This is a genomic window from Alkalispirochaeta americana (assembly GCF_900156105.1).
In the GTDB taxonomy this organism is placed as follows: domain Bacteria; phylum Spirochaetota; class Spirochaetia; order DSM-27196; family Alkalispirochaetaceae; genus Alkalispirochaeta; species Alkalispirochaeta americana.
In genome coordinates, this window is sequence record NZ_FTMS01000061.1 from 1 (window position 1) to 1,116 (window position 1,116).

Sequence of the window (1,116 nt, forward strand, 5' to 3'; positions counted from 1 at the left end):
CGGGATTGGTGAGTACTATAACGCACGCACCCCGCAGCGGCTGCACTTTGCCGACGGCAGCCCTTTTGACAACGTGGTGAGTGTGGCAAGCGGAAATAGTCACGCCGCGGCGGTGCGGGGAGACGGCTCGGTGTGGATGTGGGGATCGCTTGAGACGATTATCGACGGCATTGCCGAGGAGCCCCATATTTTCCCGGAAGAGCGGCAGGGAGATCCGCAGAGCCTGTATCCCGTACAGATTCGCCACGCCGACAGCAGGCCTTTCACGGGGGCTGTGCAGGTGGGTGCTCTTGACTGGCATACCCTTGTGCTGACCGAGGACAGCCAGGTCTGGGGATGGGGCCGTCCGGATCTTCTCGCCCTACCGGGTCCCCACAGGGAGCGACGACGATATGCGCCTGCACCGGAATTATCGACGGTTGGTGCGGTCGGTGAACCTCACCGAATCACCGGCATTGCCACCACCCAGACCCATTCCGTTGCTCTCCTGGATGACGGCACCGCCCTATCCTGGGGTGGGAACCGCTACGGCCAGTTGGGCCACGGCACAACGATCGTGAGTGCAAAGCCGGACTCGGCACGGATACAATCTCCCCGGGGAGAAGCCCTTGATGGAATCGCCGAGATTGCTCTCACGCACTGGGGGACTCTGGTTTTGCTCACCGACGGCACGGTTCACTACATTGGCGGTGATGCCCAGGGAAACGGCGAATATGTGGAAGAAGTTGAAAACCACACACCGGCAACCGAACGCTGGTCTCAGGTCACCCACCCCGATGGAACGCCCTTCGATGGCGTCGTCTCGATCGGCGCGGGCTTTTACTCCGCTCACCTTATCACCGAAGACGGACGGATCCATTCCTTCGGCTTGAACATGACAGGCCCCCTTGGAGACGGCACCGAGGAAGACCGGTACTACCCTGTCCCCCTGGTCTACGTTCCCGACCCCGACAGCGAGCATTTCCTCGAGGGCCACGACTACGAAGAAGATGAATGGTGGGATTAGCCCACCCGAGGTGATACTACATACCCCCCTGCCCCCACAGCCTGGTTCGCCGGCGTGGACCAGGCTGCGGATGCGGGCCCGAGAGACGGACCATTACGCACTGGATGCGT

Annotated in this window: 1 protein-coding gene; it reads left to right on the forward strand. The window is 61.7% G+C overall.

Going from position 1 to position 1,116, the window contains the following annotated elements:
- Nucleotides 1-1,006: RCC1 domain-containing protein (locus BW950_RS14700; RefSeq protein ID WP_200796854.1), on the forward strand; the 1,006-nt coding region annotated here is incomplete at its 5' end.
- Nucleotides 1,007-1,116 lie beyond the last annotated feature (110 nt).